This is a genomic window from Streptomyces sp. NPDC059906 (assembly GCF_042730645.1).
Lineage (GTDB): Bacteria > Actinomycetota > Actinomycetes > Streptomycetales > Streptomycetaceae > Streptomyces > Streptomyces rubrogriseus.
This window is the reverse complement of record NZ_JBHWKU010000002.1, coordinates 476,892-500,669: the sequence shown is the minus strand read 5'-3', so window position 1 is coordinate 500,669 and position 23,778 is coordinate 476,892. Positions and strand designations below refer to the sequence as shown.

Below are 23,778 nucleotides of genomic sequence, written 5' to 3'. Positions count from 1 at the left end.
CGGGCGCCCGCCCCTTTCGCTTACCCCGGGTGGGTCAGTCGCAGGTGAGGGTGCGGGACTCGGGGAGGGAGGCGGTGATCCAGGCGCGGGCGGTGGCGATGTTCCGGTCGCCGGTGATCACCGTGTCCGCGGTGGGCCGGTCTCGCAGGGCGCCGACCAGCACCCGGTCGCCGGGGGCGAGGCGGGCGAGGGTGTCGTCCAGGACGAACGCCGTCGTCGGCCCGGTGCTCCCGGCGGGTGCGTAGGCGTGCGTCACGCGGAGGGTGATCCGGTGCCGTGCGGTGCCCGGTACCGGTTCGGCCGCGGTCACCGTGCCCTCGGCGACCAGCCGGGCGCAGGCGAGGTAGCGGGGGGTGCCGAAGACGACGGCGGCCTCCTGGCCCGCGGAGGGGCTGCCCGGCCGCACCGCGGACCTGTCGGCCGCGCTGCCGCTCGCCGCGTCGTCGGAGGCACCGCTGCCGCCCTGCACGACCAGCCAGCCCAGGCCCGTGACCAGGACCCCCGCGCAGGCCGCCGCGAGGACGCCCAGCGCGAGACGGAAGGGGCGGCGGCGTTCTGCCGGGGCCCGGACGGGGGCCGGAGCCAGGGCCGGAGCCGGGGCCGGAGCCGGAGCCGGGGCCGGAGCCGGAGCCGGGGCCGGAGCCGGAGCCGGGGCCGGAGCCGGAGCCGGGGCCGGAGCCGGAGCCGGAGCCGGGGCCGGAGCCGGAGCCGGGGCCGGGGCCGGGCGATCTTCCGGGACGGTGTCGCTGTCGCCCAGGGCGTCGCCGATCAGGTTGAGCTGCTCCCGCAGCAGCGCCACGTCGGCCGTCGCCGCCCGGTACTCGCCCCGGGCGTCCGCCCCCGCGTCCGGCGGCAGCGGCTCGCCCGTGATCACGGCCATCAGCGCGTCGTACCCGTCGTCGTACCCACCGGGGTGCTGTTCGGCGGCCATCTCACACCACCTCGTCCTCGTGCAGGCGGGCGCGCAGGGCCCGGACCGCCGTGTGCAGCCTGCTCTTGACCGTGCCCTCGGGGATGCCCAGCTCCTCGGCGATGCCGCGCACCGGCAGGTCGGCGTAGAAGCGCAGGACGAGGACCTGGCGCTGGGCGTCCGGCAGCTCGTCCAGGCCCTGCGCGACGGCGAGGGACAGGACGCTGGTGTCCTCGTCACCGGGGTGCTCCGTCTGGCGCAACGCGGCCAGGCGTTCCCCGAGCCGGTCCTGGCGGCGTCTGGCCCGGTGCCAGTCCATGGCCAGGTTGGAGGCGACGACCGCCGCCCAGGCCGACACGTCGCGGGGCGCCTCGCGGCCACTGGCCGTCCGCTCCAGCAGCCGCAGGCGGACCTGCTGCACCCCGTCCGGCAGGTCCGCCTGCGGCACCCCGCCGAGCGCGAGCACCGCCCGCACCCGGCGTTCCTGTGCCGCGTCCAGGGGGTCGTCGCGTACGTCGTCCCCCTGGCCGCGGCGGGCCCTTCTGCGCAGCAAAGCCATTTCCTCCCCCGGCCACGTTTCCCCTAGGACGCGCGAGCAGCCCGAAACGTTCGCCCGGACGGCCGCCTTTCGGCGCGAGGCGTACGTCACATCGTCGTGTGGGGCGGGAAGGGATGGGCAGGGGCGGACCGAGCCACCGCGTCCCAAGGTGCGGGAACACCGTGCAAAGGATTGGACAGGCGGGCCGGGCTTCGCCCCATGATGGAAAAGTCTCGGCCGAGCAAAGCGCGCGTGAGGACACGCGTACAAACGGAGAAGGAGTCACCGTGAGGGTCGGAATCGTCGGAGCCACCGGTCAGGTGGGCACGGTCATGCGCGGGATCCTCACGGAGCGCGACTTTCCCGTCACCGAGCTGCGCCTGTTCGCCTCGGCGCGCAGCGCCGGCAAGGAGCTGGACGGCGTGACGGTGGAGGACGCGGCCACCGCCGACTACTCCGGGCTGGACATCGTGCTGTTCTCGGCGGGCGGCGCCACCTCCAAGGCGCTGGCCGAAAAGGTCGCCTCGCAGGGCCCCGTCGTGATCGACAACTCCTCCGCCTGGCGCCGCGACCCCGAGGTCCCGCTGGTGGTCTCCGAGGTGAACCCGCACGCGATCGCCGACCGTCCCAAGGGCATCATCGCCAACCCGAACTGCACCACGATGGCCGCGATGCCGGTGCTGCGCCCGCTGCACGCGGAGGCGGGCCTGGAGGCGGTCGTCGTCGCCACCTACCAGGCGGTGTCCGGCTCCGGCCTGGCCGGCGTGGACGAGCTGTTCGAGCAGGTCCAGAAGGTCGGCGCGGACGCCCCCAAGCTGACCCACGACGGTTCGGCGGTCGAGTTCCCGAAGCCGGACAAGTACGTGGCGCCCATCGCGTACAACGTGCTGCCGCTGGCCGGTTCCATCGTCGACGACGGCCTGCACGAGACGGACGAGGAGCAGAAGCTCCGCAACGAGTCCCGCAAGATCCTGGAGATCCCGGGGCTGAAGGTGTCCGGCACCTGTGTGCGCGTGCCCGTCTTCAGCGGCCACTCCCTGCAGATCAACGCCCGTTTCGCCCGCCCGATCAGCGTGGCGCGCGCCAAGGAGCTGCTGGCCGGTGCCCCCGGCGTGGCGCTCACCGAGGTGCCGACCCCGCTGGAGGCGGCCGGTCAGGACCCGTCGTACGTGGGCCGGATCCGCCAGGACGAGACCGTGGACAACGGCCTCGCCCTGTTCGTCTCCAACGACAACCTGCGCAAGGGCGCGGCCCTGAACGCGGTGCAGATCGCGGAGCTGGTGGCGGCGGAGCTGAAGGGCTGAAGGACCCCTAGCTCCTGGTGACCTCGTAGAGGAAGCAGCCGTACTCGACGGCCCGGACGTGGACGAACGCCACGGCCGGGTCGTCGAGCGCTTCCCGGAGGGCGTACCCGAAGGCGCCGGGGTCACCGATCAGCCGCCCGCCCAGGATGTGCCCGTCGCCGGAGTAGCGGCGCAGGGTCCGGTGCGAGTTGGTGAAGGGGAGACGGTCCGTCTGCGGACCCGCGCACTCCTCGGCGTGGACGAAGACCGGCCCCTGCTCGTCGTAGGCGCCCGGGTCGGCGCCCGTGCGTGCCGCCCAGCGGCGCAGCGGGGCGTAGGAGACCAGCGCGATCCGCTCGCCGGGGCCGCTGCGGCGCAGGCAGCAGCGCAGCGGGGCGCCGCCCTCCTCGTCGGTCGCGGGGGCGGGGACGCGGCCCGCGTCGTCGGCGGCGCGGAGTTCCTCGAGGACGGTCGGCGGGATGGGGTGTGCGGTGTAGCCGTTCATGGGTCCAGGCTCGCGCGCGGGCGCGTCGCGCACCGGCGGGAAATGGACATCGCGTTCCGTCCCGGCCACGTGGAAGGATGGCGCAACCGACACATAACGAGGAGATGACCGCGTGCCTGGCACAAACCTGACTCGCGAAGAGGCGCGGCAGCGGGCGACGCTGCTGACCGTTGACTCGTACGAGATCGATCTCGACCTCACCGGCGCGCAGGAGGGCGGCACCTACCGGTCCGTGACCACGGTGCGCTTCGATGTCGCCGAGGGCGGCGGCGAGTCCTTCATCGACCTGGTCGCGCCGACGGTCCACGAGGTGACGCTGAACGGCGACACCCTCGATGCCGCCGAGGTGTTCCAGGACGCCCGCATCGCCCTGCCGGGCCTGCTGCCGGGGCGCAACATCCTGCGCGTGGCCGCCGACTGCGCGTACACCAACACCGGTGAGGGCCTGCACCGGTTCGTCGACCCGGTGGACGACCAGGCGTACCTGTACACGCAGTTCGAGGTGCCGGACGCGCGCCGGGTCTTCGCGAGCTTCGAGCAGCCGGACCTGAAGGCGACGTTCCAGTTCACCGTGAAGGCCCCCGAGGGCTGGACGGTCATCTCCAACTCGCCGACGCCCGAGCCGAAGGACAGCGTCTGGGAGTTCGAGCCGACCCCGCGCATCTCGTCGTACGTCACGGCGCTGATCGTCGGCCCGTACCACTCGGTGCACAGCGTGTACGAGAAGGACGGCCAGTCCGTCCCGCTCGGGATCTACTGCCGTCCCTCGCTGGCCGAGCACCTGGACGCGGACGCGATCTTCGAGGTCACCCGGCAGGGCTTCGACTGGTTCCAGGAGAAGTTCGACTACCGGTACCCGTTCAAGAAGTACGACCAGCTCTTCGTGCCGGAGTTCAACGCGGGCGCGATGGAGAACGCGGGTGCGGTGACCATCCGCGACCAGTACGTCTTCCGCTCCAAGGTGACGGACGCCGCGTACGAGGTGCGGGCGGCGACGATCCTGCACGAGCTGGCGCACATGTGGTTCGGCGACCTGGTCACCATGGAGTGGTGGAACGACCTGTGGCTGAACGAGTCGTTCGCCACCTACGCCGAGGCCGCCTGCCAGGCCGACGCGCCGGGCTCGAAGTGGCCGCACTCGTGGACGACGTTCGCCAACCAGATGAAGACCTGGGCCTACCGGCAGGACCAGCTGCCGTCCACGCACCCGATCATGGCGGACATCAGCGACCTGGACGACGTGCTCGTCAACTTCGACGGCATCACGTACGCCAAGGGCGCCAGCGTCCTCAAGCAGCTCGTGGCGTACGTCGGTGAGGACGCGTTCTTCCGGGGCGTGCAGGCGTACTTCAAGCGGCACGCGTTCGGCAACACCCGCCTGTCCGACCTGCTGGGCGCGCTGGAGGAGACCTCGGGGCGCGACCTGAAGACCTGGTCGAAGGCTTGGCTGGAGACGGCCGGCATCAACGTGCTCCGCCCGGAGATCGAGACCGACGCCGACGGTGTCATCACCTCCTTCGCCATCCGCCAGGAGGCCCCGGCACTCCCGGCGGGCGCGAAGGGCGAGCCGACCCTCCGCCCCCACCGCATCGCGATCGGCGCCTACGACCTCGACGCGGGCGGCAAGCTGGTGCGGGGCGAGCGCGTCGAGCTGGACGTGGACGGCGAGCTGACGGCCGTACCGCAGCTGGTCGGCAAGGCCCGCCCGGCGGTGCTCCTGCTCAACGACGACGACCTGTCGTACGCCAAGGTCCGCCTGGACGAGCAGTCGCTCGCCGTGGTCACCGAGCACCTGGGCGACTTCACGGAGTCGCTCCCCCGCGCCCTGTGCTGGGCGTCGGCGTGGGACATGACCCGGGACGCGGAACTCGCCACCCGCGACTACCTCTCCCTGGTCCTGTCCGGCATCGGCAAGGAGTCCGACATCGGTGTCGTGCAGTCGCTGCACCGCCAGGTGAAGCTGGCCATCGACCAGTACGCCGCCCCGACCGCCCGCGAGGCGCTGCTCACCCGCTGGACCGAGGCCACGCTGGCCCACCTGCGGGCGGCCGAGGCGGGCGGCGACCACCAGCTGGCGTGGGCGCGGGCGTTCGCGGCGACGGCGCGGACGCCGGAGCAGCTGGATCTGCTGGACGCGCTGCTCGACGGCACGCAGACGATCGAGGGCCTGGCCGTCGACACCGAGCTGCGCTGGGCGTTCGTGCAGCGGCTCGCGGCGGTGGGCCGGTTCGGCGGTTCGGAGATCCAGAGCGAGTACGAGCGGGACAAGACGGCCGCCGGTGAGCGCCACGCCGCCACCGCGCGTGCCGCCCGCCCGACCGAGGCGGCCAAGGCGGAGGCCTGGGAGTCGGTCGTGGAGTCCGACAAGCTGCCGAACGCCGTCCAGGAGGCGGTCATCGCCGGCTTCGTCCAGACCGACCAGCGCGAGCTGCTGGCGGCGTACACGGAGCGGTACTTCGAGGCGCTGAAGGACGTCTGGGCGTCCCGTTCGCACGAGATGGCCCAGCAGATCGCGGTCGGCCTGTACCCGGCGGTGCAGGTGTCCCAGGAGACCCTGGACCACACGGACGCGTGGCTGGCCTCCGCCGAGCCGAACGCGGCCCTGCGCCGCCTGGTCTCGGAGTCCCGCTCGGGCATCGAGCGCGCGCTGAAGGCACAGGCCGCCGACGCGGCGGCCGAGTAGGCAGGTCAGCACGTACGAGGGGCGCCCGGTGTCACACTGGGCGCCCCTTCCCGTGCCCGTGCCGGTGCCGGTGCCGGTGCTTCAGGCCGCCGCGCGGACGGAGGCGTCCAGGAGTGCGCCGAGCGACGTGCGGGCCTGTTGCATGCGCGCGATCCGCGCGTCCAGATCGGCCAGTTGCTCGCGCAGCCGGTCCTGCACGCAGACGTCGACCTCGGGGCCGTCGCCCAGGACGCACGGGATGAGTTCGCGGATGACCCTCGTCGGGAGCCCGGCGGCCAGCAGCGTGCGGATGCGCGCGACTTCGGTGACCGCTTCGGCCGGGTAGCGGCGGTGGCCTCCCGGGGCGCGCTGCGGGGAGAGCAGCTCCTGCTCCTCGTAGTACCGCAGCAGACGGACGCTCACCCCGGTCGCCCGGGCCAGCTCGCCGATCCTCATGTGCCCCACCTCACAGTCGACCGCCTTGAATCTCACACCGGTGGGAGATCCTACGGTCGACGCATGACGACCACACCGCGAACGCCCCTGTCCCTGTACGGCTTCCTGCGCCCCAGGCCGGAACGCGCCGACGAGGTCAGACGGATCCTCACCTCCCTCGTCGAGCCCACCCGGCGGGAGGAGGGCAACCTCCAGTACCACCTGCACGAGCACGAGGACGGCCGGTTCTTCCTCTACGAGGTCTGGCGTTCCCAGGCCGACCTGGACCGGCACAACGCCCTCCCGGCCCTGCGGGCGTTCCTCGACCACCTGCCGGAGTATCTGGAGGGCGAGGTGGAGGGGTACTTCGACACCATGCTGAGCGCCTACCCGTCGGCCGGCGCGGCCTGAGACCCGCCGGGGCGGGATGCGGCGGACGTCCGCAGCGCGTCCAGCACCCTGCCCACCGCCGTCCCCTCCTCCGCGCCCCTGCGCACGGCCGCGACCACGTGCCGGACGGGGCGGTCCGCGCGCAGTTCGCGCATCGCCACGCCGTCCCGGGGCACCGCCGCCATGCGCGGGACCAGGGCGACGCCCATGCCCGCCCCGACCATGGCGAGGATCGCCGGCCAGCCGGCCGCCGCGTGGGCCTGGTGCGGCCGGAACCCGGCGGCCTCGCAGGCGCCGCGGGTGATGTCGGACCAGGGTCCGCTGGCGCCGAAGATCCACGGTTCGGCGGCGAGGTCGGCCAGCCGCGGCCGCTCCGCGCGGGCCAGCGGGTGGTCGCAGGGCAGGGCGACGTCCAGCGGGTCGGCGAGCAGTGGGACGCGGGTGAAGCGCGGGTCGACGGCGCTCGGCGCCTGGGCGGCCAGCGACAGGGCGAGGTCCACCTCCCCGGCGGCCAGCAGTTCGTACGCCTCCTGCGCCTCGGCCTCCCGCACCCGCACCGCGATCCCCGGGCGCGTGGCGCGCAGGGCGGTGACGGCCGGTACGACCAGGGCGGGTACGGCGGTGGAGAAGGCGCCGACCCGGACCTCGCCCGCCTCGCCGCGGAGGTGGGCGGCCAACTCGGCGTCGGCGCGTTCCAGTTGCTCGAACACCGCCTCGGCGTGCCGCAGCACCAGCCGGGCCGCGTCCGTCAGCCGGACCCTTCTGCCGTGGGCCTGGAGCAGCTCCACGCCGAGCTGCTTGGAGAGGTTCGTCAGCTGCTGGGAGACGGCGGACGGCGTCATGTGCAGCGCCTCGGCCGTCGCGGTCACCGTGCCCTTCTCGCGCAGCGTCCGCAGGATGTGCAGCTTGCGGATGTCCCAGTCGGCCATGGCGGCAACCTACCGGGGCCCCGCGACCTGCCGGCGGGCCCCCGCGCCGAGGACGACGCCACCGAGGATCAGCGCCATGCAGCCCGCCTGGGCCCAGCCGGTGGGCTCGGCGAGCAGGGCCCAGGACAGCAGGGCGACGCACACCGGCTGGAGGTAGTAGACGACGCCGGCGCGGGACGGTCCGATCAGGGAGATCGCCTTGTTCCAGGCGAAGAAGGCGACGGCGGAGGAGGCGACGCCGACGTAGAGGAGCGGCCAGACGGTGCCCGGTGTCGGGTGGAAGCCGCCCTGGACGGCGAGGCTGACGCCCTGCGCGGGCAGCAGCAGGACGGTGCCGACGAGGAAGGTGGTGAACAGGAAGCCCGCGCCGTCCAGGCCCACGGGCCTGCGGCGCAGCAGCGCGCTGTACGACCCGAAGCAGCAGGCGGCGGCGATCATCCACAGGTCGCCGGCCGAGAAGGACGCGCCGTCCCCTCCGACGAGCAGCAGGACGCCCGCGCAGGCGACGGTCAGCCCGGCGACCCGGCGGGCGCCGAGCCGCACCCCGCCCGCCCGCTCGTAGAGGGCCATGAGCACTGGGGACGCCGCCATGATCATGCCCATGTTGGCGGCGGGGGTGGTGACACCGGCCTGGTTGACGAGGGTGTTGTAGACGGTCACGCCGAGCAGGGAGGCGAGGACCACGTAGCCGAGGTGGCGGCGGATCAGCCCGCGCTGCCGCCAGGCCCGCCGGGCACCGAAGGGGGCGACGACGGCGAGGGCCACCACCCAGCGCCAGAACGCGTGCTGGACGGGCGGCACGCTGTCGCCGAGGGCCCGCGAGGTGACGAAGCTGCCGGACCAGACGAGGGTGGCGAGCACGGCGAGCGCGAGGCCGAGGGCGACGGGCGCCGTCGGCTGCGCCCCGGGGGTTCGTCGGGGGGCGATCCGGGTGGCGGTGCGGTGGGCGGTACGTCGGGCGGCTGTGGCCACGGAGGTCCTTTGCTGGTCGGAGGCCTGGCGGGCCTACCGTCGCAGGGCCGTACCCGTCAGGTCCATCGAATCTTTTCGACCATTCCGTGAAGCAGGACTGAAAGGTCCGGTACCCGCGGCGACCGGCGCCGTGCGCCGCGCGCTCGGCACCGTCTGGCCCGCCAGGGTCGCTCCGAACGCCAGCGCCATCCCCGCCAGTTGCACCGGGCCGAGCGCCTCGCCGAGCGCCGCCCAGCCGATCACGGCGGCGGTCAGCGGCGAGAGCGGGCCGAGGAAGGTGACCTGCGTCGCCGAGAGCCGGCCGATGCCTCGGAACCAGAGCCAGTACGCGAGCGCCGTGTTGGCCAGCGCCAGGTAGACGTAGCCGCCGATCGCCGGGCCGTCCAGGGCGGGCGGGGCACCCTCGACCAGCAGGGCGAGCGGTGCCAGGAGCAGGCCTCCCGCGGTCAGCTGCCAGCCGGTGAGGGCGAGTGGGCCGACGCCGTCGGGGCGGCCCCAGCGCCCCGCGAGCACGGTGCCGGTGGACATGGACGCGGTGGAGGCGAGGGCCGCCAGTACGCCGAGCGCGTCCAGCCCCCCGGCCGCGTCCAGCACCACCAGGCTGACGCCGGACGCGGCGACGACGCCGGTGAGCACGGATCGGGTGGTGGGCCGCTGCCCGAGCAGGAGCGCCGAGAGGGCGACGACGAGGAGCGGGCCGACCGAGCCGACGACGGCGGCCATCCCGCCGGGCATCCGGTAGGCGGCGAGGAACAGCAGCGGGAAGAAGGCCCCGATGTTCAGCACGCCCAGCACCGCCGCCTTCCCCCACCAGGCGCCGCGCGGCAGCACCCGGGCGAGGGCGAGCAGCAGCAGCCCGGCCGGCAGGGCGCGCATCAGCCCGGTGAACAGGGGCCGGTCCGGCGGCAGGAACTCGGTGGTCACGGCGTAGGTCGTACCCCAGGAGATAGGGGCGAGGGCGGTGAGCGCGATGAGGGCGGGACGGGTGGCGGGCATGAGGGCACCCTTCGCGGGGATCGAAGCAGGCTCGGCGACCGAAAAGCTCAGTAGTCACTAGCTTACTTCTAAGCAAGTTTCCGTCAAGCCACTTTCTTGCGGCCGAGTGGAACGGCCCCGATACTCGTCCCATGACTGAACGCCCCCCGCAGCCCGGGCCGCGCAAGGACCCCGTCGACGTGATCATCGACCAGTGGGCGGCGGTGCGGCCCGACCTGGACACGGCCGCCATGGAGGTCTTCGGCCGGGTCTTCCGGCTGGCGCGCGCGATGGGCGACCGGATGGAGAAGGCGTACGAGCGCTTCGGCATCTCGCGCGGGGAGTTCGACGCCCTGGCCACCCTGCGCCGCTCCGGGGAGCCGTACACGCTCTCGCCGCGGCAGCTGTCGGCCACGCTGATGCTGACCACCGGCGGCATGACCGGCCGGCTGGACAAGCTGGAACGGGCGGGCCTGCTGCGCCGCTCCCCCGACCCGCACGACCGCCGGGGACTGCAGGTCACCCTCACCGAGCGGGGCCTTGAGCTGATCGACGAGGCGGTCGGCGCGGGCCTCGCCGCCCAGACCGAGGCGCTGGCCTCCCTCGACACGGAACGGGCCGGTCAGCTGGCCGACCTGCTGCGGGACCTCCTCGCCGGTACCGAGCGGTAGGCGAGGGGCCCCGGGGCGGCACGCCTCAGCCCACGTGCGCGGCGAGCGCCGCCCCGACGCGGGCCGCGTCGGCGTCCTCGGCCGCCCAGGCGGCGTACCCGTCCGGCCGCACCAGCACGGTCGTACGGCGCCCGCTCGCCCAGCGCGCCACGGCCAGCCGGCCCTCACGGCCGGACGTGGCGCGGTACGCCTCCGGGTCAGGGACCGGGTTCGGGACCGAGTTCGGGGCCGGGTTCGGGACCGGGTTCGGGGCCGGGTTCGGGGCCGGGTTCGGGTCGTACGGGGTGATCAGCACGAACCGTCCGCCGCGCAGCGTCTCGTACAGTCGCCCGCCGCCCGCGAGGGCCACGTCGGGCACGCGGGTGCCGGTGAGCGGGTGGGACCCGCGGGGGGCCGGGTAGCGGAACCCGACGCCGGTGATGTGGCCGGTCGCCCGGCGGCGGACCGGGCCCACGTGGTCGAGGACGGTGGTGAGGACCGCCCGCAGCGCCAGCGTCCAGGGGTGCTTGGCCATGGCGAGGCGGACGATGCCGCCGCTGCTGCGCAGGACCGCCCTGCCCACGGGATGCCGTTCCGTCTGGTAGGTGTCCAGCAGCTCGGGCCCGGCGTGCCCGTGCAGGACGGCCGCCAGCTTCCAGCTCAGGTTGGCCGCGTCCTGGAGGCCGGTGTTCATGCCCTGGCCGCCGGCCGGGGTGTGCACGTGCGCGGCGTCACCGGCGAGGAAGACGCGGCCCACCCGGTAGGCGGGCGCCTGCCGTTCGTCGCTGTGGAAGCGGGACATCCAGCGGGCGTCGTGCATCCCGAAGTCCCGGCCGAGGGCGAGGCGGGTGATCTCCTTGACCTCGTCGAGGCCGAGGGGCTCGCTGTCGGGGACGTTCCGGCCGCGGTGCCAGCCGATCACGCGGTGGTACCCGTCGCCGAACGGCGCGAGGAACGCGAAGGCGTCCCCGACGGCGTTGACGCTCAGCAGCGTCTCCGGCTGCTCGGCGAGGCGCACGTCGGCGAGGACGACGGAACGGATGGCCGACCGCCCGGGGAAGGGCAGGCCGACCGCCTCGCGCACGGTGCTGTGCATGCCGTCGGCGCCCACGACGTAGGCCGCCCGCAGTGTTTCCGTCTCCCCGCCGGGGCCGCGGACCTCGACGGTCACGGCGCCCTCCGCTCCGCTCTCCGCTCCGCTCTCCGCGGGCTCCTGGCGCACGCCGGTCGTCTCGGTCTCGTGGCGGAACTCCACGCCGGCCGCCACCGCCCGCCGCTCCAGCACCTTCTCGACCTCGTACTGCGGGAGGACCAGGAGGTGGCGGAAACGGGAGGGCAGGTCGGCGAGGTCGACGGTGAGGCGGCCGAAGAGGCGCAGGCGGTCCAGGGGCCGGCCGACGGCCTCCACTTCGTCGGCGAGGGCCCGGGCGTCGAAGTGTTCGAGGGTGCGGGCGTGCAGGACGAAGGCGCGGGAGAGGTTGCTGATCCGGCGCGGGCGCTTCTCCACGAGGGTGACGGGAATGCCGGCGGCGGCGAGGTCACCCGCCAGGAGCAGGCCGGTGGGGCCCGAGCCGACGACGATCACGGAGCCGGGGCCGGGGCCGGAGCGGGAGCCGGAGCGGGGGTTCGGGTGCCGAGTGCCGTTCATCTGGGCCTCCTTGCGATGCCAACGCTTGTTTGCCAACAACGGTTTGCCAACGCTTGTTGTCACCGTAGGACCGCCCCGCACGTGAAGTCAACACTTGTTGGCCTACAGGTGTTGGCCTACGCTTGTGGGCATGTCTTCCAGACGCTCCGACACCACCCGCGCCGCGATCCTCGACGCGGCCCGCGACCGTTTCGCCGCCGACGGCTACGAACGGGCCACCATCCGCGCGATCGCCCGGGACGCGAGCATCGACCCCTCGATGGTGATGCGCTACTACGGCAACAAGGAGGGCCTGTTCGCGGCGGCCATGACGGTCGACCTCGCACTGCCCGACCTGGCCGAGCGACCGCGCGAAGAGGTCGGGCGGGCCCTGGTGACCCACTTCCTCGCCAGGTGGGAGGAGGACGAGGTGCTCACCGCGCTGCTCCGGGTCGGGGTCACCAACCAGGCCGGGGCCGAGCGCATGCAGGGCATCTTCCGCGACCAGTTCCTGCCGGTCGCCCGACGCGTGTGCCCGGACCCCGAACAGGCCCCCGCGCGGGCCGCGCTCGTCGCGACGCAGGTGCTCGGCATGGCGCTCACCCGGTACGTGCTGCGCATCCCGCCGGCCGTGGCGCTGCACCGCGAGGAGGTCGTGGCCTGGCTGGGGCCCACCCTCCAGCGCTATCTGACAGCGCCGAGCCCCTGACCGCGCCGCGGGAACGCCGGGCCGGAACCCTGGGCCGGAACGCCGAAGGGCGCCGCCCCCGTCGGCGTACGGCTGACGCGCGTACGTACGGCGGGGGCGGCGCCCTCGGTGAAGCGGGGTGCGGGAGGTCAGGCCTTCGCGGCGACCTTGCCCTTGGCCTTGGCCTTGGTCTTCGCACCGGGAGCGGACACCCGGTGGTCCGGGTGGGACCGGTCCAGGACCATGACCAGACCCGCGATGATCGCGAACAGCGCGAGCGGGGCCAGGACGTAGAGGCCCAGCGTCTCGACGACGCTCAGGCCGGTGCCGGGGTCGTCGCCGTCGTCGCGCGTCAGCGCGAGCGCGGGGGACGACATGAGCAGCATCATCAGCGTCGTACCGGCTGCCAGGGCGCCGGCGCGCAGGGCGTTCTTCTTGTCCACGGTGCCAAGTTAGCGAACGGTCCGGGCGGCCGCGCGCCCGGGGTGCCCGTACGGGGTCCGCGGGTGTCCGGCGCGGCCGTCCCGCTCAGCCGTCCCGCTCAGCCGTCCCGGTCGTCGCCGCGCTCCCCGACGACGGCGCGTGCGGCATCGCGTACGACGTCGATCAGCGCGTGCAGCCGGGGCGAGGCGGCCAGCTCCTCCAGCGTCACGGGGCGGCCCTCGGCGTCGGCGACGGGCAGCCGCCAGTTCGGGTACTGGTCCCAGGTGCCGGGCAAATTCTGCGGGCGGCGGTCGCCGACGGCGTCCGGGAGCCAGATGCCGGCCATGCGGGCGGGGGTGCGCAGCAGGAAGCGGTGCACGGCCTGGATCTCCGCCTCCTCGGCGGGCGTTCCGGTGTCGCCGCCCGTGCCGCGCAGCAGTCCGAGCCGGGCCAGGACGTCGAGCCACTCCGCGGTGTCGGCGGCGGCTTCGGCGCGTTCCTCCTCCAGGGGCCGGGTGAGCAGGCCCAGGCGGTCGCGGAGTTCGACGTGTTCGCCGGTGAGGCGGGCGGCGGTGGACGGCAGGTCGTGCGTGGTGGCGGTGGCCAGGCAGTCGGCGCGCCACCGCTCGGGCGGCAGGGGGCGGCCGTCGCCGGTCCAGTCCCGCTCGAACCACAGCACCGAGGTGCCCAGCACCCCGCGCTCGCGCAGCGCCTCGCGCACCCCGGGCTCCACGGTGCCCAGGTCCTCGCCGACGACGACGGCACCGGCCCGGTGGGCCTCCAGGACGAGGACGGCGAGCATGGCCTCGGCGTCGTAGTGGACGTAGGTGCCCTCGGTGGGCGGCCGGCCCTCGGGCACCCACCAGAGCCGGAACAGGCCCATGACGTGGTCGACGCGCAGCGCCCCGGCGTACCGGAACAGGCCGCGCAGCAGCTCACGGAAGGGCGCGTACCCGGACTCGGCCAGGCGGTCCGGGCGCCAGGGCGGCAGACCCCAGTCCTGACCGCGGGAGTTGAAGGCGTCCGGCGGTGCTCCCACCGACATCCCGGCGGCGAAGTACTCCTGCTGGGCCCAGGAGTCGGCGCCGCGCGGGTGCACGCCGACGGCGAGGTCGTGGACGATCCCGACCGGCATGCCCGCCTCGCGGGCGGTGTGCTGGGCGGCGGTGAGCTGGGTGTCGGTGAGCCAGGTGAGCCGGGAGTGGAAGTCGACACGGTCCATCAGCTCGCCGCGGGCGCGGTCGGTCGCGGCCGAGCGGGGGTGGCGCAGGCCCTCGGGCCACTGGTGCCAGTCGGAGCCGTGGACCTCGGCGAGCGCGCACCAGGTGGCGTGGTCCTCCAGGGCGGTGCCCTGTTCGGCGAGGTAGTCGCAGTAGGCGGCGCGGCGGCCGGGGCCGAGGGGGACCTCGTGGAGCAGTTCCAGAGCCTCGCGCTTCAGCTCCCACACGGCGTCCCGGTCGATGAGGGCGTCCTTCTCCAGCACGCCCTCGCGCAGCCGTCCGGCCCGGTCCCGCAGGGCCCGGGCGCGCTCGGGGTCGGCGACGTACGCGAACTCGGGCACATCCTCGATCCGCAGGTGCACCGGGTCGGGGAAGCGGCGCGAGGACGGCCGGTACGGGGAGGGGTCGGTGGGGGTGCCGGGCACGCCCGCGTGCAGCGGGTTGACCTGGACGAATCCGGCGCCGAGGGCGCGTCCGGCCCAGGCGGCGAGTTCGCCGAGGTCACCGAGGTCGCCCATGCCCCAGGAGCGGCGGGAGAGGAGGGAGTAGAGCTGGACGAGGAGCCCGTGGGAGCGGGCGGCGGGGGTGGGCAGCCGGGCGGGCGCGACGATCAGGTGGGCCTCGGCGGTGCGCCCGTCGGGCGCGGTGGCGGTCAGCCGGTGGACCCCGTGCGGAAGCGGTCCCGCCGCGTCGCGGCGCTCGCCCTGATCGGTCACGACGCGCAGCCGGGTGCCCGCGGGCAGGGCGGGCGGCGCGGGCGGGGTGCCGCCGCCGTCCCAGCGGACGACGGTGGGCGGGAGCAGCCGTTCGCCCAGCTCGGTCTCCCGGGCGGCGAGCGCGGCCCGTACGGCCCCGGGGGTGCGTGCGTCCACGCCGAGGGCGGCCAGCGCGAAGGTGACGGCGGTGGCCGTGGCCGGGACGGTGCGGTCCGGGGAAGGGCGGTAGGAGGTGGCGACGCCGTGCAGGGCGGCGAGCCTGGTCAGATCCTCGGGAAGGTCCTCGGCGGGGGGCTCGGCCGGCTGGGCTGCGGGCATCTGCTTCCTCTACGACCTCGTGGGTTCCGGGACGGGGACGGCGAAGGAGGGGCCGCCCTGCTCCGGCACGTCGGCCGTGAGTTCGGGCGAGGACTCGCTGGTCAGCGGTACGGCGTCGGCGAACGGCGACTCGCTGGTGAGGGGCTCGGCGTCGGGCAGCGGCGGTTCGCTGGTCAGCGGGGCCTCGGCGCAGCTGCCGGTGGCGCCGAAGACGCAGTAGTGCGGGGTCTCGGAGGCGGCGGAGGGCTCCGCCCAGGGAGTGGACGGCTCCGCCACGGGTTTGGAAGGGGCCGGCAGCAGAAGGGGCGCCAGTGCAGCCACGGGGGTCTCCTTTGGATCAGGCTCTGGGTCGGACGGTGGAACAGGCCCGTCATCGGGCTCCGGGTCGGGCGGTGTGTCGAGCTCGCTTGTGGCGAGTTACGGCAGCCCCTACCCAGTCCGCACGAGGACAGACGCCCCAATACCGCCAACGTGGCCCTGGTCACATCCGCCCTCTCCTGAATCGACGCAGAACCGGCCAAAAAATCACCTAACCCGCGCATGGATCGCCCAAACCGGTCGCACATGCGCGCCCCTCTTCAACACGCCGCCGCGGCGTGGGCACGCGACGGCGTGAGTGTCACACCTGCGCGTAACCACCGTCGGCGAAGAACTCGGCACCATTGACGAAACTCGACGCGTCCGAGGCGAGGAACGCCGTCAGGGCGGCGATCTCTTCGGGTTCGGCGAGCCGGCCGAGAGGGACCTCGCCCTCGGCCTGCTGGAGAGCCTCGGGCGGGACCAGCTCCAGCAGACCAGGGGTTCGCGTCCCGCCCGGGGACACGACGTTGACCCGGAAGCCGTGCGTGCGCGAGCTGAGGGCCCAGCCACGGGCGAGGTTGCGGATGGCGGCCTTCGATGCCGCGTAGATCTCGAGTCCCTGGGTGGGCCGTGTCGAGGCGGTCGAACCCGTGAGGATCACCGAAGCATTGGAACTGAGCAGCGGCAGCGCTTGCTGCAGGGTGAAGATCGTTCCCTTGACGTTGACGGCGAACACCGAGTCGATCAGTTCCTCCGTCACCTCCCCGAACGGAGCCGCGACGCCGATGCCGGCATTGGCGACCAGCACGTCGATGCGGCCGGCCTGTTCGCGCACGGCGCTGTAGAACGCTTCGAGGTCCGCGGGCACGGAAACATCACAGACCACGCCGGTTACGGCAGGTCCAAGCTCGGCGGTCGCGGCGTCCAGCGCGCCCTTGCGGCGGCCGGTGACGAAAACCCTGGCACCCTCGTCGCGGAGCGCGCGTGCGGTCGCGAATCCGATGCCGGTGCTGCCCCCGGTGACCACGGCGATCTTGCCCGTGAGTGACTTGCCCATTCGTCCCACCTCGTTGATCGATCCTTCAGGTAGTCGCAACACTAATTGTTACGACAGCCTGTCGCAACCTTCGCTGTTACGACTGTGCCGTCGTAACATGAAGCGTTGCGGCCGGGAGGAGGGACTCATGAGCGCCAACAGCAGGCTGACCATCGCCGCCCACGCGCTGGCCTGGATCGGCCTCTACCAGCGCCAGGGCCATGAGGTCGCCACCTCCGAGCAGATCGCGGCCAGCGCGAACACCAACCCCGTGGTGATCAGACGGCTGCTCGGTGAGCTGCGCAGGTCCGGGCTCGTGGAGTCCCGGCGGGGCGTGGGCGCGGGCTGGTCGCTGGCGCGCGAGCTGGGGTCGATGACCCTGCTCGACGTGTACGAGGCAGTGGAACCCGGCCCGCTGTTCGCGATGCACCGCACCACCCCGGACCAGGGATGCGTGGTGGGTCACGGCATCCAGCCGGCGATGCAGGACATCTACGAGGGCATCGAGGACACCGTGCGGCACGAGCTGGCCCGCGTCACGCTCGAAGACGTACTCCGGAACGTACTCGCGACACCTCGCTAGCCTCCCCGTCACGCCCGGGCTTGGCACGCGCGGCGACAGCGGCTGTGCGCTCTCAGGCTGCGCGAAGGCAGAAAGGGTGCCCGGCGGGGCTGGCGTGCGGTCGGCGCCCGCTCCTGTTCCGAGGCCGTGCAGGAATCATTCCCCGGGTTCGAGCATCCTGCTGTACCAACAGCACCTCGCCGTCGGAGGACAGCATGACGTTGGCCGGCTTGCCCCCGCACCGCCTCGTTCAGGCGCTCGACCGGTTCAACGCCGCTCACGCCTGGGACCACAACGCCCACTACCACCGCTGGATCCTGCGGCAGCTCCCTCGCCGGTTCGGCAGCGCGCTGGACGTCGGTTCCGGCACCGGTGACCTGGCCCGTCTGCTCGCCACCCGGGCCGACGCGGTGCACGGCGTCGATTCGGATCCGGCGATCACCGCACAGGCACGCGCGCTGACTCCCGAGCCGACGGCGGCCTCCTTCGCCGTCGCCGATGCCCTGACGGACCTCCCCGCCGGACCCCACAACGTCATCACCTGCGTCGCCGCCCTCCACCACCTGCCGTTCACCGAGGCCCTCGACACCTTCCGTGAGCACCTGGCCCCCGGCGGCACCCTGGTCGCCGTCGGCCTCTACCGACCGCGGACCGTCACGGACCACCTGCTCGGCGCAGGCGCCGTCCTCCCGAACGCCGCCCTCGGGTGGCTCAAGAACAGGGGCCGGGCCGCCGCCCCGCCCACCTCGATGACCGCTCGGACCCGCCCGGCCGACATGCCCTTCTCCGACATCACCGAAGCGGCCCACACGCTTCTGCCCGGCGCCCGACTGCGCCGACGCCTCTTCTGGCGCTACACCCTCACCTGGTGCCGTCCCTAAGCGGCCTGCCGCCCCAACTCCGCCGCGAACCTTGCCCACGCCTGCGGCGCGAGACGGAGTGTCGGCCCGTCGGGGAGCGCTGGCCACGCGGTGGGGCCGGGAGCCGCGGAGCGTCGGCAAGACCGTGTACGCCGAGTGGGATGCCCCGCCTGACCGGCCGGATCTCCCCTACGCTGAGGGTGTGGACCCCCGCAGATCCGGAGGAGCCTTGTGACCGTGACCGCCGACAGGCCGCAGATGCTCGTCACCGAGTTCGAGGAACTCGCCCGCCACGCCGACCGGAGCATAGAAGGCGCGCGGCTCGAGTTCATCAACGGACATCTTGGGGGGAAGGCCGTGCCCGACGGCGACCACGGACGCGTCATCCAATGGCTGACGCGGATCTGCATGCAGCACCGACCCGACCTGTGGCTGGATCCGACACAGGGGCTGGTGGTCGAGGCATACCGGGGCGGCCGAGCCCGGCCGGACGGCTCGCTGGCCCCGGCTGAGGCCTTCGTGGGCCAGGGCGAATGGGCCGACCCCGCCCCCGTCCTCATGGTCGTCGAGGTCACCTCGTACGACTCGGACACCGACCGGCGTGACCGGGTCGACAAGCCCCGGGCCTACGCCGAGACCGGGATCCCGGTGTATCTGCTGATCGACCGGGACACCTGTGAGGTCAAGGTGCACAGCCGGCCGGACGGGGGACGGTACGAAACCGTGCAGACGCTTCCCTTCGGCAAGGAGGTCGCGCTGCCCGAGCCGGTCGGGATCACGCTGGACACCGAGCCGCTGAAGAACTGGGTGCGCTGACCCGGAGCAGGGACAGGGGGCAAGCGGAGGCCCGGACGTCAGGCGGAAATGCCGTCGATCCGGGCCATGGCGTCCTCCGCGCCGTACGGCTGCAAGTACGGCAACCAGCGCGGGTCCCGATGGCCGGTGCCGATGATGCGCCAGGCCAGACCGGTGGGCGGGGCCGGTTTGTGGCGCAGGCGCCAGCCCAGCTCGACCAGGTGGCGGTCGGCCTTGACGTGGTTGCAGCGCCGGCAGGACGCCACCACGTTGTCCCACGCGTGCAGGCCCCCGCGGCTGCGCGGGATGACGTGGTCGACGCTGGTGGCGACGGCGCCGCAGTACATGCAGCGGCCTCCGTCGCGGGCGAAGAGGGCGCGTCGGGTGAGCGGGACGGGGCCCCGGTAGGGCACCCGCACGAACCGCTTGAGCCGGACCACGCTGGGTGCGGGCACGGTGACGGTCGCGCTGTGCAGAAAGGCGCCGGACTCCTCGAGGCACACGGCCTTGTTCTCCAGGACGAGGACGAGCGCGCGGCGGAGCGGTACGACGCCGAGTGGCTCGTACGACGCGTTGAGGACCAGGACATGCGGCACGGGTGCCTCCTTGGGCGTCGGCGGCGCGTGGCTCGCGCCGGGACGATCTGGTTCAGTCTCCCCTCATGCCTGGTCGTAGCGCCACCATGTCCCGGTAACGGGCTGGGAGTGTTTTCGACCACACGGTGCCCGTGGCCGCGGGCGTGACCAGTTCGGGCGTGGGTGAGCAGTGTCTCGCCCGCCCATTTCGGGCCGAACCGCGTCCGGTGCCCCGTTAGTGTGGTGCATCTGCCCGTCCGGTGACCTTTCCGTGACCTTGGACCGGACCTCGGACCGGACCGCGCAGGACGGGCCGCCGCACCTGGAGGTTTCCGCCGTGTCCCTGTCCGCCGCCGTCCTGCCCCTGCTGGCCGCCGGTTCGTCGTCTGCGTCGTCTGCGTCGTCTGCGTCATCGCCCTCGCCGTCGCCGTCCCCGACGGCGCCGACCGTGCCCTCGCTGAAGGAGGCCCACGAGAGCGCGACCAACGCCGCGGGCTGGGTCGAGGAGAACTGGTCGACGTGGCTCGCGATCGGGCTGCGAGTGCTGCTGATCGTGGTGATCGCGGTCGTGCTGCGCGCCGTGGTGCGGCGGGCGATCACCAAGCTGATAGAGCGGATGAACCGCAGGAGCGGGGCGTCCGGCGGCACCGCGCTGAGCGGGCTGCTGGTCAACGCCGAGCGGCGCCGCCAGCGCTCCGAGGCGATCGGGTCCGTGCTGCGCTCGGTGGCCAGCTTCCTCATCCTCGGCACCGCGGCCCTGATGGTGCTCGGCACCTTCCAGATCAACCTGGCCCCGCTGCTGGCCTCCGCCGGTGTCGCCGGTGTCGCGATCGGTTTCGGCGCCCGCAACCTGGTCACCGACTTCCTGTCCGGCGTCTTCATGATCCTGGAGGACCAGTACGGCGTCGGCGACAGCATCGACGCGGGCGTGGCCTCCGGCGAGGTGATCGAGGTCGGGCTGCGGGTGACCAAGCTGCGCGGCGTCGACGGCGAGATCTGGTACGTCCGCAACGGCGAGGTCAAGCGCATCGGCAACCTCTCCCAGGGCTGGTCCACGGCCGGGGTCGACGTGACCGTCCGCTCCGACGAGGACCTGGACAAGGTGAAGGAGACCCTCTCCGCGGTCGGCGAGCGGATGAGCAAGGAGGAGCCCTGGAACGAGATGCTCTGGGGGCCGGTCGAGACCCTCGGGCTGGACTCCGTACTCCTCGACTCGATGGTGGTGCGGGTCTCCGCGAAGACCATGCCCGGCAAGTCCCTCACCGTCGAGCGTGAGCTGCGCTGGCGGATCAAGCGGGCCTTCGACGCGGCCGGCATCGCGATCGTCGGCGGTGCCACCGTCCCGCTGGAGGGCGCTCCGGCCGCCGCCGACCCGACGGCGGGTGTCGCCGCGCCGTCGGCGTACGCGAGCAGCGTGTCGCCGCAGTCCATCGCGGCATCCCCGATTCCGCCGCCCAGCACCAGCAAGTAGCCCGCGCTCCGCGCGCTTCCCGCCCCCGAGGTAACGACTGCGTTGCCTCGGGGGCGGTCTCTTGACGGCTCCTTGCGGGCGGGCCTACGTTCTCCAGTCAACAGGAAACTTTCCTAACAGACGTCGACTGGGGTACCCGGCAGGCGTCCCGCCGGAACGTTTCCCGTGATCCGCGCGGTGGACTTCCCCCACCGCCCACTGAAAAACTGAGCGGTCGAGAGGCAGGTGTGGACACGCATGGCAGGAACCGCCGGTACGCCGGGCACCCCGCGCGTCCTGCGCGCCATGAACGACCGGGCCGCACTCGACCTCCTGCTGGAGCACGGACCGCTGTCCCGGACCCGGATCGGCAAGCTGACCGGCCTGTCGAAGCCGACCGCCTCCCAGTTGCTGGCCCGGCTGGAGGCGGCGGGGCTGGTCCTGGCCGGGGGCACGACCGAGGGGCGCCCCGGACCCGGCGCCCAGCTCTACGAGGTGAACCCGGCCGCCGCGTACGCCGCCGGGATCGACGTCACCCCGGACCGGATCCTCGCCGCGGTCGCCGACGTCACCGGCCGCACCGTCGGCCGGTACGAGCTGCCCACCCCGGGCCGACGCGCCGCCACCCCCGTCGTCCAGCAGGTCACCGACGCCCTCGACGGCGCGGTGAAGGCCGCCGGACTCGCCCGCGCCGACGTCCACCGCCTCGTCATCGGCACGCCGGGCGCCTTCGACCCGGGCACCGGACGGCTGCGCTACGCCTCCCACCTGCCCGGCTGGCACTCCCCCACCCTCCTGGACGAACTCGCCGCCGCGCTGCCGATGCCGGTCGAGTACGAGAACGACGTGAACCTCGCCGCCGTGGCCGAGCAGCGCCTCGGCGCGGCCCGGGGCCACGAGGACTTCGTCCTGCTGTGGAACCAGGAGGGCCTGGGCGCCGCCCTGGTCCTCGGCGGCCGGCTGCACCGCGGCTGGACCGGCGGCGCCGGTGAGGTCGGGTTCCTGCCGGTGCCCGGCGCTCCCCTGGTCCGCAAGGTCAGCCGTACCGGCAGCGGCGGCTTCCAGGAGCTGGCCGGCTCGCAGGCGCTGCCGGGACTGGCCCGGGAGCTGGGCGTCGCCGACGTGCCCTCGGGGCCGTACACCGAGGTCGCCGCCGCCCTCGTCGCCCGCGCGGCGCAGGCCGGCACCGACGACGATCCGCACCGCCGGCTGCTCCAGACCTACGCCACCCGGCTGGCCACCGGCCTCGCCTCCCTCGTCTCGGTCCTGGACCCCGAGCTGGTGGTCCTGAGCGGCACCTCCCTCACCGCGGGCGGCGAGGCGCTGCGCGACCTGGTCCGGGACGAGCTGGAGGAGCTGGCCGCCTCCCGGCCCCGGCTCGCCGTCGGTGACGTGACCGAACATCCCGTCCTGCGCGGCGCGCTGGAGAGCGCGCTCGCGACCACCCGCGACGAGGTCTTCGACACCTCGCGCTGACCCCCGCGCCACCCCGCCCCGAGTCACCCCGCCCCACCCACTCGCCCCACCCACCTGTCCCCGTCCCGTCCTGCCCTGCCCTGCCCTGCCCTGCCCTGCCCTGCCCTGCCCTGCCCTGCCCCTGGGAGCTTCGCCATGCCCGGAATATCCAGAAAAGCGGCCCTCGCAGTCGCCGCCTCCGCCTCCCTCGCCCTGCTCGCCACCGCCTGCACCGGCCAGTCGGGCTCGGCGGATGGCGCCTCCGACGATCCCAACGCCGAGACCACCATCACCTTCTGGCACGGCTGGAGCGCGCCCGCCGAGGTGAAAGCCGTACAGGCGAACGTGGACCGCTTCGAGAAGGCGCACCCCAACATCAAGGTGAAGGTCGTCGGCAACATCAACGACGACAAGCTCAACCAGGCCCTGCGCGCGGGCGGTTCGAGCGGCCCCGACGTGGTGTCCTCGTTCACCACCTCCAACATCGGCAAGTTCTGCTCCTCCGGCGCCTTCCTCGACCTGAAGCCGTTCGTCGAGAAGTCGAAGCTCGACCTGGACGCCCTCATCCCGAAGCCGATGCTGGACTACACCCAGTTCGAGGGGACGCGCTGCGCCCTGCCCCTGCTCGGCGACGCCTACGGCCTCTACTACAACAAGGACGCCTTCGAGGCGGCCGGGATCAAGGCCCCGCCGAAGACCTGGTCCGAGTTCGCCGAGGTGGCGAAGAAGCTGACGAAGACCAAGGGCGACGGGTACGAGCAGCTCGGCTTCATGCCGAACTACCACGGCTACGAGACGGTCGTCGACCACTACATGTCCCAGTGGGACCACGCCTACTTCGACGAGGACGGCAAGTCCAGCGTCGCCGAGGACCCGGCGTTCGCCGAGATGTTCACTTACCAGAAGAAGCTCGTCGACGACCTCGGCGGCTTCGAGAAGCTGGAGAAGTACCGCAACACCTTCGGCGACGAGTGGGGCGCCAAGCACCCCTTCCAGACCGGCCAGGTCGCCATGCAGCTGGACGGCGAGTGGCGGCTCGGCATGGCGAAGGACGCGGGCGTCGACTTCGAGATCGGCACCGCGCCGATGCCCGTCGCCGACGACGAGGTGGCCGAGTACGGCAAGGGATTCCTCTCCGGCACCGTCATGGGCATCGCCCCGCAGAGCAAGAAGCAGAACGCGGCGTGGGAGCTGGTGAAGTACATGACGACCGACACCGAGGCCGTCGTCGCCTTCGCCAACGCCATCCGCAACGTGCCCTCCACCTTCCCGGCCCTCAAGTCGCCCGACCTGAAGACCGACCCGGAGTTCAAGACCTTCCTGGACATCGCCCAGCACCCGGAGTCGAACTCCCCGCCCGCCTCCGTCAACGGCGCCACCTACCAGCTGACGCTCCAGGACTTCGGCTACCAGTACGAGTCGGGCAAGGTGAAGGACCTCAAGGCCGGTCTGGAGAAGACCGCCGCGCAGATCGACCGCGACATCGAGCAGACGAAGTAGCGGA

Annotated in this window: 24 protein-coding genes; 11 read left to right on the top strand and 13 right to left on the bottom strand. The window is 73.1% G+C overall.

Annotation, left to right across the window (positions count from 1 at the left end):
• Positions 1 to 34 precede the first annotated feature (34 nt).
• Together ACFV9J_RS05240 and ACFV9J_RS05235 are read right to left on the bottom strand one after the other, a co-directional pair.
• Positions 35 to 931, bottom strand: coding sequence for a hypothetical protein (locus ACFV9J_RS05240; RefSeq protein ID WP_385350033.1), 897 nt, complete (start codon positions 929 to 931; stop codon positions 35 to 37).
• 1 nt (position 932) lies between these two features.
• Positions 933 to 1,469, bottom strand: coding sequence for an RNA polymerase sigma factor (locus ACFV9J_RS05235; RefSeq protein WP_385350030.1), 537 nt, complete (start codon positions 1,467 to 1,469; stop codon positions 933 to 935).
• Between the two features lie 266 nt (positions 1,470 to 1,735).
• Between ACFV9J_RS05235 and ACFV9J_RS05230 the strand changes: the two genes are divergently transcribed.
• Positions 1,736 to 2,752, top strand: coding sequence for an aspartate-semialdehyde dehydrogenase (locus tag ACFV9J_RS05230; protein ID WP_385350026.1), 1,017 nt, complete (start codon positions 1,736 to 1,738; stop codon positions 2,750 to 2,752).
• A gap of 7 nt (positions 2,753 to 2,759) precedes the next feature.
• Here the strand turns inward: ACFV9J_RS05230 and ACFV9J_RS05225 are convergent, their stop codons facing one another.
• Complete coding sequence (locus tag ACFV9J_RS05225; RefSeq protein WP_385350023.1) at positions 2,760 to 3,236, bottom strand: DUF1203 domain-containing protein; 477 nt, start codon at positions 3,234 to 3,236, stop codon at positions 2,760 to 2,762.
• A 112-nt stretch (positions 3,237 to 3,348) separates the two neighbouring features.
• Here ACFV9J_RS05225 and pepN point away from each other — a divergent pair, with 112 nt between their 5' ends.
• Positions 3,349 to 5,919, top strand: coding sequence for an aminopeptidase N (pepN, locus tag ACFV9J_RS05220; protein WP_385350020.1), 2,571 nt, complete (start codon positions 3,349 to 3,351; stop codon positions 5,917 to 5,919).
• Between the two features lie 81 nt (positions 5,920 to 6,000).
• Here pepN and ACFV9J_RS05215 read toward each other — a convergent pair whose 3' ends face one another.
• Complete coding sequence (locus ACFV9J_RS05215; RefSeq protein ID WP_385350017.1) at positions 6,001 to 6,354, bottom strand: MerR family transcriptional regulator; 354 nt, start codon at positions 6,352 to 6,354, stop codon at positions 6,001 to 6,003.
• Between the two features lie 63 nt (positions 6,355 to 6,417).
• On the opposite strand from ACFV9J_RS05215, the gene ACFV9J_RS05210 reads away from it, so the two are divergent.
• Positions 6,418 to 6,744, top strand: a complete 327-nt coding sequence (locus ACFV9J_RS05210) for a putative quinol monooxygenase (RefSeq protein ID WP_385350015.1) — start codon at positions 6,418 to 6,420, stop codon at positions 6,742 to 6,744.
• Here the strand turns inward: ACFV9J_RS05210 and ACFV9J_RS05205 are convergent.
• From ACFV9J_RS05205 to ACFV9J_RS05195, 3 genes are read right to left on the bottom strand one after another with little or no spacing between them, the layout of a single operon-like run.
• Positions 6,720 to 7,652, bottom strand: a complete 933-nt coding sequence (locus ACFV9J_RS05205; protein WP_385350013.1) for a LysR family transcriptional regulator — start codon at positions 7,650 to 7,652, stop codon at positions 6,720 to 6,722. The genes ACFV9J_RS05210 and ACFV9J_RS05205 overlap by 25 nt on opposite strands.
• A gap of 9 nt (positions 7,653 to 7,661) precedes the next feature.
• Positions 7,662 to 8,624 (bottom strand): DMT family transporter, encoded by a 963-nt coding sequence (locus ACFV9J_RS05200; RefSeq protein ID WP_385350010.1) that lies wholly within the window; start codon positions 8,622 to 8,624, stop codon positions 7,662 to 7,664.
• Between the two features lie 33 nt (positions 8,625 to 8,657).
• Positions 8,658 to 9,620 (bottom strand): EamA family transporter, encoded by a 963-nt coding sequence (locus tag ACFV9J_RS05195; protein WP_385350007.1) that lies wholly within the window; start codon positions 9,618 to 9,620, stop codon positions 8,658 to 8,660.
• A 131-nt stretch (positions 9,621 to 9,751) separates the two neighbouring features.
• On the opposite strand from ACFV9J_RS05195, the gene ACFV9J_RS05190 reads away from it, so the two are divergent.
• Positions 9,752 to 10,270: a MarR family winged helix-turn-helix transcriptional regulator gene (locus ACFV9J_RS05190; protein ID WP_385350005.1), complete on the top strand. Its 519-nt coding sequence runs from the start codon at positions 9,752 to 9,754 to the stop codon at positions 10,268 to 10,270.
• Between the two features lie 25 nt (positions 10,271 to 10,295).
• Here the strand turns inward: ACFV9J_RS05190 and ACFV9J_RS05185 are convergent, their stop codons facing one another.
• Complete coding sequence (locus ACFV9J_RS05185; protein WP_385350002.1) at positions 10,296 to 11,897, bottom strand: FAD-dependent monooxygenase; 1,602 nt, start codon at positions 11,895 to 11,897, stop codon at positions 10,296 to 10,298.
• Positions 11,898 to 12,027: 130 nt separating this feature from the next.
• On the opposite strand from ACFV9J_RS05185, the gene ACFV9J_RS05180 reads away from it, so the two are divergent.
• Complete coding sequence (locus ACFV9J_RS05180) at positions 12,028 to 12,585, top strand: TetR family transcriptional regulator (RefSeq protein WP_385349999.1); 558 nt, start codon at positions 12,028 to 12,030, stop codon at positions 12,583 to 12,585.
• A 128-nt stretch (positions 12,586 to 12,713) separates the two neighbouring features.
• Here ACFV9J_RS05180 and ACFV9J_RS05175 read toward each other — a convergent pair whose 3' ends face one another.
• From ACFV9J_RS05175 to ACFV9J_RS05160, 4 genes are all read right to left on the bottom strand, one after another.
• Positions 12,714 to 13,007, bottom strand: a complete 294-nt coding sequence (locus ACFV9J_RS05175; protein WP_385349996.1) for a hypothetical protein — start codon at positions 13,005 to 13,007, stop codon at positions 12,714 to 12,716.
• A gap of 98 nt (positions 13,008 to 13,105) precedes the next feature.
• Positions 13,106 to 15,241, bottom strand: a complete 2,136-nt coding sequence (gene malQ / locus ACFV9J_RS05170) for a 4-alpha-glucanotransferase (protein ID WP_385349993.1) — start codon at positions 15,239 to 15,241, stop codon at positions 13,106 to 13,108.
• 9 nt (positions 15,242 to 15,250) lie between these two features.
• Entirely contained in the window at positions 15,251 to 15,562 is a 312-nt protein-coding gene (locus ACFV9J_RS05165; protein WP_217169916.1) for a hypothetical protein, read from the bottom strand.
• A 298-nt stretch (positions 15,563 to 15,860) separates the two neighbouring features.
• The gene (locus ACFV9J_RS05160; RefSeq protein ID WP_385349990.1) at positions 15,861 to 16,598 is read right to left on the bottom strand and encodes an SDR family NAD(P)-dependent oxidoreductase; all 738 of its coding nucleotides are present in this window, start codon (positions 16,596 to 16,598) and stop codon (positions 15,861 to 15,863) included.
• A gap of 127 nt (positions 16,599 to 16,725) precedes the next feature.
• On the opposite strand from ACFV9J_RS05160, the gene ACFV9J_RS05155 reads away from it, so the two are divergent.
• The 3 genes from ACFV9J_RS05155 (at position 16,726) to ACFV9J_RS05145 (ending at position 18,815) form a co-directional block, all read left to right on the top strand.
• A complete protein-coding gene (locus ACFV9J_RS05155) occupies positions 16,726 to 17,160 on the top strand; it encodes an Rrf2 family transcriptional regulator (protein ID WP_385349987.1) in 435 nt (144 codons plus the stop codon).
• A gap of 194 nt (positions 17,161 to 17,354) precedes the next feature.
• Positions 17,355 to 18,020: a class I SAM-dependent methyltransferase gene (locus ACFV9J_RS05150; protein WP_385349984.1), complete on the top strand. Its 666-nt coding sequence runs from the start codon at positions 17,355 to 17,357 to the stop codon at positions 18,018 to 18,020.
• A gap of 210 nt (positions 18,021 to 18,230) precedes the next feature.
• Complete coding sequence (locus ACFV9J_RS05145) at positions 18,231 to 18,815, top strand: Uma2 family endonuclease (RefSeq protein ID WP_385349981.1); 585 nt, start codon at positions 18,231 to 18,233, stop codon at positions 18,813 to 18,815.
• Between the two features lie 38 nt (positions 18,816 to 18,853).
• Here ACFV9J_RS05145 and ACFV9J_RS05140 read toward each other — a convergent pair whose 3' ends face one another.
• On the bottom strand, positions 18,854 to 19,390 hold the full coding sequence (locus ACFV9J_RS05140) for an HNH endonuclease (RefSeq protein ID WP_011028487.1): 537 nt from the start codon (positions 19,388 to 19,390) through the stop codon (positions 18,854 to 18,856).
• 256 nt (positions 19,391 to 19,646) lie between these two features.
• On the opposite strand from ACFV9J_RS05140, the gene ACFV9J_RS05135 reads away from it, so the two are divergent.
• The 3 genes from ACFV9J_RS05135 to ACFV9J_RS05125 all read left to right on the top strand — a co-directional run bounded on the left by ACFV9J_RS05135 (position 19,647) and on the right by ACFV9J_RS05125 (position 23,774).
• A complete protein-coding gene (locus ACFV9J_RS05135; protein WP_385350132.1) occupies positions 19,647 to 20,840 on the top strand; it encodes a mechanosensitive ion channel family protein in 1,194 nt (397 codons plus the stop codon).
• Positions 20,841 to 21,077: 237 nt separating this feature from the next.
• On the top strand, positions 21,078 to 22,295 hold the full coding sequence (locus ACFV9J_RS05130; protein WP_385349977.1) for an ROK family protein: 1,218 nt from the start codon (positions 21,078 to 21,080) through the stop codon (positions 22,293 to 22,295).
• 135 nt (positions 22,296 to 22,430) lie between these two features.
• Complete coding sequence (locus ACFV9J_RS05125) at positions 22,431 to 23,774, top strand: ABC transporter substrate-binding protein (RefSeq protein WP_385349975.1); 1,344 nt, start codon at positions 22,431 to 22,433, stop codon at positions 23,772 to 23,774.
• Positions 23,775 to 23,778 lie beyond the last annotated feature (4 nt).

Coding starts and splice junctions, on each gene's coding strand:
- ACFV9J_RS05195 (WP_385350007.1), bottom strand. CDS start 9,620: ATGCCCGCCACCCGTCCCGCCCTCATCGCGCTCACCGCCCTCGCCCCT.
- ACFV9J_RS05225 (WP_385350023.1), bottom strand. CDS start 3,236: ATGAACGGCTACACCGCACACCCCATCCCGCCGACCGTCCTCGAGGAA.
- ACFV9J_RS05155 (WP_385349987.1), top strand. CDS start 16,726: ATGAGCGCCAACAGCAGGCTGACCATCGCCGCCCACGCGCTGGCCTGG.
- ACFV9J_RS05210 (WP_385350015.1), top strand. CDS start 6,418: ATGACGACCACACCGCGAACGCCCCTGTCCCTGTACGGCTTCCTGCGC.
- ACFV9J_RS05180 (WP_385349999.1), top strand. CDS start 12,028: ATGTCTTCCAGACGCTCCGACACCACCCGCGCCGCGATCCTCGACGCG.
- ACFV9J_RS05215 (WP_385350017.1), bottom strand. CDS start 6,354: ATGAGGATCGGCGAGCTGGCCCGGGCGACCGGGGTGAGCGTCCGTCTG.
- ACFV9J_RS05130 (WP_385349977.1), top strand. CDS start 21,078: ATGGCAGGAACCGCCGGTACGCCGGGCACCCCGCGCGTCCTGCGCGCC.
- ACFV9J_RS05240 (WP_385350033.1), bottom strand. CDS start 931: ATGGCCGCCGAACAGCACCCCGGTGGGTACGACGACGGGTACGACGCG.
- ACFV9J_RS05205 (WP_385350013.1), bottom strand. CDS start 7,652: ATGGCCGACTGGGACATCCGCAAGCTGCACATCCTGCGGACGCTGCGC.
- ACFV9J_RS05190 (WP_385350005.1), top strand. CDS start 9,752: ATGACTGAACGCCCCCCGCAGCCCGGGCCGCGCAAGGACCCCGTCGAC.
- ACFV9J_RS05235 (WP_385350030.1), bottom strand. CDS start 1,469: ATGGCTTTGCTGCGCAGAAGGGCCCGCCGCGGCCAGGGGGACGACGTA.
- ACFV9J_RS05160 (WP_385349990.1), bottom strand. CDS start 16,598: ATGGGCAAGTCACTCACGGGCAAGATCGCCGTGGTCACCGGGGGCAGC.
- ACFV9J_RS05150 (WP_385349984.1), top strand. CDS start 17,355: ATGACGTTGGCCGGCTTGCCCCCGCACCGCCTCGTTCAGGCGCTCGAC.
- malQ (WP_385349993.1), bottom strand. CDS start 15,241: ATGCCCGCAGCCCAGCCGGCCGAGCCCCCCGCCGAGGACCTTCCCGAG.
- ACFV9J_RS05125 (WP_385349975.1), top strand. CDS start 22,431: ATGCCCGGAATATCCAGAAAAGCGGCCCTCGCAGTCGCCGCCTCCGCC.
- ACFV9J_RS05185 (WP_385350002.1), bottom strand. CDS start 11,897: ATGAACGGCACTCGGCACCCGAACCCCCGCTCCGGCTCCCGCTCCGGC.